This window comes from Fredinandcohnia quinoae (genome assembly GCF_022427965.1).
Classification (GTDB): Bacteria; Bacillota; Bacilli; order Bacillales; family Bacillaceae_L; genus Ferdinandcohnia; species Ferdinandcohnia quinoae.
Window position 1 is genome coordinate 24,586 of the sequence record NZ_JAKTTI010000044.1, and the last position, 7,141, is coordinate 31,726.

Sequence of the window (7,141 nt, forward strand, 5' to 3'; positions counted from 1 at the left end):
ATATAAGGTAAGAATAAGTGTAATACTTGTATATGGGGTGTTTTTTATGAAAAGAGAGTGGGTTTGGACGGATTGGTTTATTTTTTTCCTTAGGCTCTGTTGGTATATAACGGTATTATTAAATTTTATTGTCGAAAATGGAACAAATATGAATTCAGAGGATATGCGATTTATCGGTATTTTAATTGTTTGCTATCTTGTTCCACATCTGTTTTGGCGCCCTGGTTACCTGCACACAATCCTCTACCCTTTATCAGAAATCATCTTAATTGGTACAGCACTGTTTTATTTTAATACGATAGTAGAAATTGAACTTGGATCCTCCTTGATTCTCATGTCATTACTAATGAATGGTTACCTATCCACAAAACAAACAGCTAAGTGGACATATCCCATTTTTATTGTATTATTACCATTACCTCTTCTTTGGTCAATGGATAAGGTTACCTACTTTATGCAATATACTGAGATCTTCATATTTCTAGGATTTGGTGCAAGCTTTCATTATGTCGTTCAATCACAGCAACGAACTACAAGAATGCTAGAAGAAAACCGAACACAATATAGATTAATTGTTGAACAAAATAGAGTTTTACAGCAATATGCAAAACAAGTTGAGAATGTAACTCTTTTACAGGAACGTAATCGAGTTGCTGGGGAATTGCATGATACAATTGGTCATCACTTCACATCTGTTACAGTTGGACTAGATGCCGTCTCCTATCTAATCGATTCTGATATAGAAAAAGCGAAGGAAAAAATAAATCGTCTTGCAGATGTTTCACGAAAGGGATTGGATGAAATTCGGCGTAATATTCATCAGATTGCACCATCTGAAAATGAAGAATTACTATCCATTCTACTAAAACAAATTGCTTCTGATTTTCAAGTGCATACAAACACTGTTGTGACTTTCCATGTGAATGGTAACGAAACCTCTGTCTCAAAAAATAGTAAATTAGTACTCATTCGTTGCTTGCAAGAGGCATTAACAAATGCGAAGCGACATGGTGATGCGACAGAGATTTCAATTGAATATATCATCCGCAGTCATGAGCTTAGCTTACTAATTAAAAATAACGGGCATCCATTAGGATCATACGAACCCGGTTTTGGGCTTAAAACAATGAAGGAACGGATTGAAGATCTTCATGGAAAAATAGAAATTACGAGTGGGGAATCTCAAGGTGTGACACTTAAGATAGCTCTCCCCATTTAGGAGGCGACGAGGGAAGATGAATGAAATTAAACTTTTATTAGTTGATGATCAAGAGCTGATTCGCGAGAGCTTATCAATTGTACTTGATATGGACCCTGAAATTGATGTGATTGGTTTAGCCGAAAATGGAATTCAGGCAATTACCATTTGCGAGGAACAAGAACCGAATATCGTATTAATGGATATTAATATGCCGGAAATGGATGGCATTGCAGCAACAAAGGTAATCAAACAACGTTGGCCCCATACAAAAGTCATTATTTTAACAACCTTTCAGGAAATTAATCATGTTATTGATGCTCTTTCAATTGGAGCAGAGGGCTATTTACTTAAAGCCATTCATCCGAAGGATTTAATTTCTGGAATTAAGCTTATTCATAAAGGCGGCACTCTTTTACCACAGGATTTGGCAAAATTGCTTGTTCAGCAAATCAATCAAGGTGAGGATTCAAGCAGACAAGAAACTCCTTCAAAATACGATCTAACTGAGCGTGAAGAGCAAGTACTTGAATGTCTATCCTACGGTCTTGGTAACAAACAAATTGCTGAAAGACTCTTCTTATCAGAAGGAACCGTGAAAAACTATATTTCAAGCATCTATCACAAGCTAGATGTAAAAGACCGCTTCCAAGCCGCACAAAAAGCACAACAGGAAGGACTCATTAAATAATTAGAAAACCATCAGTCATTTTACTGATGGTTTTCTAGCTTCTTATTTTAGCCATGAAGTTTAGATAATGAAAAACCACGCCCAAGGATATCGGAGGCGTTAAGGAATACGACAAAGGAAGTAGGTTCTTGTTCTTGGAGCACCTTTTTCAAATAGATCGCTTCCTGTTGTTCAACAACACATAAAATCATCGTTTTTTCCTTATTAGAAAAACCACCGATCGAACGTATTTTTGTTAGACCCCTGTCTATTTCATCCTTAATGATAGTCTGAATATTTTCTTCCTGTTCTGTAATAATGAGAACAAGCTTTGATGGTGAAGTTTGCAGCTGAACAAAGTCAATCACTTTGCTCGTCACATAAATAGCCATCATTGCATATAAAGCTAGTTCCAAGTTAAATACGATTGCAGAACTTACCACAACAAAGGCATCAACAATTAATTGGGAATAACCACTTGATAGTCCAGTGAACTTTTTAAGGATTTGGGCAACTGTTGCTAATCCACCAGTTGATCCTTTCCCCCGATATACAATTCCAAGCCCAACGCCCAATAGGATTCCCCCATAGATTGCCGAAAGCAAAGGATTATCTATTTTAAACGGGATATCTGCACTAAGCCAAATTGTAAAAGGTACAAAGAAGATACCTACTATCGTCTTCAAACTAAAATCCTTCCCAAGAATGATAAGACCGATAAAAAACAGCGGAATATTAATCAACCATTGGACATAAGCTGGATTAAATTGGAATAATTCATATAAGATTGTACTGATCCCTGAAACGCCTCCTGCTGCAAGTCTAGCAGGTAAAAGAAAAATATTATAAGATAGACCGACTAATGCTGAACCGAAAATAACCGAAACGTACTCCATAAGTAGCTTTCTCTGAGCTGTATGCTTTGTCATTTATAACCCTACCCTTTCATACTATAATAACTTAAGTATTTTAACATAAAAAAATAAAGTGAGGCTGATATTCTCAAAGTACAGAAAATCAGCCTCATTTTTATATTCATTATTATAAGGATCAGGGGGCTCTACCCCTTTTTTCGTTGTGTTTTCCTCTCTTCTGTTACATCAACAATTTTCCCACCATGTAGCCGTTTCTTTGTAAAAGTAATTCCTAGATCATGTCCCATCTTACGTAAAAAGCTTTCTTCGCGGGAGTTAACGATTGAAATAACAGTCCCCGCTTTTCCCATTCTCCCTGTTCGACCTGAACGGTGGAGATACTGGGTAGTTGTTTTTGGAAAATCAAAATGTATCACATGCGATACTTCTGGAATATCTAGTCCCCGTGCCGCTACATCTGTCGTTAATAAAAGAGGAATCTTCCCTGCTCGGAATTTTTTCATCGATTCCTTACGCTCCTGCTTGTTCGCCTCACCCGCTAACACTGCAAATTCAAGATTATTATACGCAAGCTTCGCTTCAATCTCTGATAATTTTTCCAAATTACTTATAAAAGCTAGAACACGGGTCGGTTCTGTATACATGATTTTGCGAAGAACATCAATTTTATCCCGTTGTTCACAAGGAAAATAAATATGTTCAGTGTTCGACTGACTTATTTCCTCTTTCACTCTAATGATTTGAGGATCATTCATAATTGTTTTTGCTGTCTTTTCAGAATCAGGAGTGATCGTTGCTGAAATAAATAATACTTGACGATCCTTTAATGTTGATTTAATAATCGCTTGTACATTGTTAATATGTTCATGGGAGACTAATTGATCAGCCTCATCAACAACAACCATTTTTACTTCATGCATTTTCAATTTCTTTATTTTGATTAACTCAACAATTCTTCCAGTAGTCCCAATCACAATTTGAGGCTTTTCTTTGAGCTTTTCTACCTGTTTTTTAACATTGGCTCCACCTATAAAGGAGGCGCTAACTATTTTTGTTCCCTTTGTCCATTTTCGAACTTCATCATTGATTTGCATCACAAGTTCTCGAGATGGAGCTAAAATAACAGCTTGAACCCCATTTTTCGATTCATCTAGTTTTTCTAAAACTGGAAATAAATAAGTAAGTGTTTTACCAGTACCAGTTGGTGATTCGCATATAACATCCTTCCCCTCAAGAATTAGAGGAATTGCACGTTCTTGTATACTAGTTGGAGCTTGAAAACCTGATTCCTTCCACACCTCTTGTAATGAGGGCTTCATCGTTTCTAATGTTGACCAATTTGCCATATGTATGTACCTTCCTTTTAATACGAACTTTTCGATAATCCTTAGATTCATCTTATTCTAAACTATATTTGCTTTAAGTACAAAAAAACTACGCACATGAATGCGTAGTCGCCTATTTCTCTTTCGCTAATCCGATTCCAGCAAAGCCAAAGACAATTGAAATGACTGGGCAAATTAGACAGAAAAAGGCATAGGGCAAGTAATCAAGTGTTGCCACACCTAGTACACTTGTTAAAAACACCCCGCTCACGCCCCAAGGAATTAACGGGTTAATAAGTGTACCGCCATCTTCTAATGAACGGGAAAGATTTTTCCGATTTACACCAAGTTGATCATACTTTTTCGAAAACACATTTCCCGATAGAATAATTGATAAATATTGTTCTCCTAGTAAAACATTAATTGATAATGCGGAAACTGTGGTAGTCGCTATCAAACGCCCGGTTGTCACAAGGAGACTTTCCATCATTTCTAATAATTTTGCGATAACTCCAAGCTTAGTTAGCAATCCACCCATACTTAATGACAGTAAAATTAACGAAACTGACCACATCATACTTTGTATACCGCCGCGGTTCAATAATGAATTTAACTGTTCATTCCCTGTATCTATTTTGTATCCATCTTGGATAATTGAAAAAAGCTCTGAAACTGATATTCCTGGTTGAAACAGAATGATTAATATAATTCCAGATAAAATTCCTAGCAGTAGTGTTGGAATTGCAGAGAACCGGATGAATGCCAAAACAAATAGTATCACAATAGGCAACAATGTTACCCAATGAATAAAAGTGTTATTTTGTAAATCCATTAAAAAGCCATTCATATTAGAGAGTTCTTCAATTTCAAATCTGGCCCCTAGTATCCAGTAAATGATTAATGTGATAAAAAATGCAGGAATCGTAGTCCACATCATATGTCGAATATGTTCAAATAAATCAACCTTCGCTACTGCAGATGCTAGATTCGTAGTATCTGATAATGGCGACATTTTATCACCAAAAAATGCTCCTGAAATCACCGCACCAGCTATCAATGGCAGCGGAAAGCCGAAAACTCCGCCAATCCCAATAAAAGCTACACCGAGTGTTGCTGCAGTCGTAAAAGCACTTCCGATGCTTGTTCCAACAATCGCAGTTAACACAAATACCGTAATTAAAAAGTAATCCTTAGAAATAATTTTAAATCCATATGCAATAAGGGTTGGAATCGTGCCGCTTGCAACCCAAACACTTATTAATATACCAATTAAAATAAAAATAATAATCGGTATAATGCCGTACCGAATGCCTTCAATTATTCCTTTTTCAGTTTCCTTCCAAGGAAACTTTTTTATATAGCTGAACAAAATTAGGATTGTTAAGCATATAAAGATTGGTCCATGTGGAGGGGTTTGAAAATAAATAATTGACATACCTATTATAAGTAATAGGAGGATTGTTAGACAAAGTGCTTCTATTCTAGTTAATCGTTGCTGCATGAGTTTGCCTCCATAATAAACTTCTTCACTTAAACGCTTTTAAGCGATAAAGTATTTTAGTATAATAAAAGTAACGTATACTTATCCATTTGTCAATATCTACAATTTAACAATCCTTCCAGTTTATCCGATATAGAACATGTACAACTATGAATTACGGGGAGAGATTTTTGTGATTTTCAGTAAAAAAAAGCAAGATACATTTTATTCACTTCAACAACTAATTGAAAATGAAAAGGATAACGTCATACTTCAAATTCCTGCTGACCCTGACTTTAAATTACAATTAGATTTAATTGGGCTTACAATAGAGGATTTAGCAATATTAAAAGGGATTTCTCCAATCATTTCTAACCATTTGACTGCTATTTATGAAGAAGCATTGAAGTTTAAACATGTAGGAATCAGAAAAATTACTGATACAACGCAGATTGGGATTTCTCGGGAAATGAGTGAACAATATATATTTTCAATGCTAAGCGGCAAAGTTGATGAGGAATATATTCAAAGAAGAACCTCATTAGGGCAAATCTATGTAAAAACTGGTGTTGAAATTCATTGGTTTATTTCAGTTTATAAGTATATAATGGTCAAATTTATGAGTGTTGTAAAAGAAGATCTGTCATTGAATGAGCATGACTTATTCCGTGTTATGATCGCTTTGTCAAAAATATTCGACCTTGAAATGCAGCTCGTGCTCTCTTCCATGCAAAAAACAAATGAGGCAATTTTAAAATCGAAGGAACTAGAGGCTAAAAAGAATTTGAAAGAATACGTGGGAGACTTTGTTGAAAACCTTGCTGCCATGTCTGAAGAGACAGGTGCATCTGTTGATCAAATCGTTCATCAATCCTCAATTATTTCTAAAAATGCTGAAACAAGTGTTGAAACCTCAGTTCAAATGGAAGAACGCTCAAAATTAGGAAAAGAACAATTAAACCGTGTCGTTCATAATATGACAGAGCTTAAGGATAAAGTGAATCAAATTACAGCTACTATTGATGCACTCGAGAAAACATCGACCCAAATTGGAAATATCGTTAATGTCATTACTGGAATTGCTGACCAAACAAATCTGCTAGCACTAAATGCTGCAATTGAGGCAGCTCGCGCTGGTGAACATGGGAAAGGCTTTGCTGTTGTTGCTGACGAGGTTAGAAAACTAGCAGAGCAAACAAAGAGTTCTTCAGCAAATATCACGACATTAGTTGATACAACAATTGATCAAATTAGTGGTGTCATTTCTCAAATTAATACAATTGATGAAAAAGTTGTATCAGGAAATAAAGAAATTGAAGAAACAGGAATTGTATTCGAAAATATTCTTGAAGCAAGTGTTCAAAGCAAAGAAAATAGTAAAAGCATTGAGCATGATATCGCATCGTTATCACAGCTATTAATAGAAATTAACCAAGCTGCAACAAAGCTATCTACCTCAGCGGAAGAGCTAAGTGTTACAATTTCTGAGTTTTAATCAAGATAAAACAATAAGCTACCCACTTTAATTAAATGGGTAGCTTCAGACTGTAGACAAACTCGAAGATTTTCGAGTTTGCCTACAGTTTTTTTTCA

The 7,141-nt window shown here is 35.6% G+C and carries 6 protein-coding genes; 3 read left to right on the forward strand and 3 right to left on the reverse strand.

The genetic code is table 11. The annotated features are described in order from the left end of the window. Positions 1–46 precede the first annotated feature (46 nt). Both MJG50_RS19560 and MJG50_RS19565 read left to right on the forward strand, forming a co-directional pair. Entirely contained in the window at positions 47–1,219 is a 1,173-nt protein-coding gene (locus MJG50_RS19560) for a sensor histidine kinase (protein ID WP_240257456.1), read from the forward strand. 16 nt (positions 1,220–1,235) lie between these two features. Beyond that, positions 1,236–1,889, forward strand: a complete 654-nt coding sequence (locus MJG50_RS19565; protein WP_240257457.1) for a response regulator — start codon at positions 1,236–1,238, stop codon at positions 1,887–1,889. A 47-nt stretch (positions 1,890–1,936) separates the two neighbouring features. On the opposite strand, the gene MJG50_RS19570 is transcribed toward MJG50_RS19565, so the two are convergent. From MJG50_RS19570 to nhaC, 3 genes are all read right to left on the reverse strand, one after another. Beyond that, positions 1,937–2,797 (reverse strand): YitT family protein, encoded by an 861-nt coding sequence (locus MJG50_RS19570; protein WP_240257458.1) that lies wholly within the window; start codon positions 2,795–2,797, stop codon positions 1,937–1,939. A gap of 131 nt (positions 2,798–2,928) precedes the next feature. Then, entirely contained in the window at positions 2,929–4,089 is a 1,161-nt protein-coding gene (locus tag MJG50_RS19575; RefSeq protein ID WP_240257459.1) for a DEAD/DEAH box helicase, read from the reverse strand. Positions 4,090–4,201: 112 nt separating this feature from the next. Beyond that, on the reverse strand, positions 4,202–5,569 hold the full coding sequence (gene nhaC, locus MJG50_RS19580; RefSeq protein WP_240257460.1) for a Na+/H+ antiporter NhaC: 1,368 nt from the start codon (positions 5,567–5,569) through the stop codon (positions 4,202–4,204). Positions 5,570–5,741: 172 nt separating this feature from the next. Between nhaC and MJG50_RS19585 the strand changes: the two genes are divergently transcribed. Next, entirely contained in the window at positions 5,742–7,043 is a 1,302-nt protein-coding gene (locus MJG50_RS19585; protein ID WP_240257461.1) for a methyl-accepting chemotaxis protein, read from the forward strand. Positions 7,044–7,141 lie beyond the last annotated feature (98 nt).

Coding starts and splice junctions, on each gene's coding strand:
- MJG50_RS19560 (WP_240257456.1), top strand. CDS start 47: ATGAAAAGAGAGTGGGTTTGGACGGATTGGTTTATTTTTTTCCTTAGG.
- MJG50_RS19570 (WP_240257458.1), bottom strand. CDS start 2,797: ATGACAAAGCATACAGCTCAGAGAAAGCTACTTATGGAGTACGTTTCG.
- MJG50_RS19565 (WP_240257457.1), top strand. CDS start 1,236: ATGAATGAAATTAAACTTTTATTAGTTGATGATCAAGAGCTGATTCGC.
- nhaC (WP_240257460.1), bottom strand. CDS start 5,569: ATGCAGCAACGATTAACTAGAATAGAAGCACTTTGTCTAACAATCCTC.
- MJG50_RS19575 (WP_240257459.1), bottom strand. CDS start 4,089: ATGGCAAATTGGTCAACATTAGAAACGATGAAGCCCTCATTACAAGAG.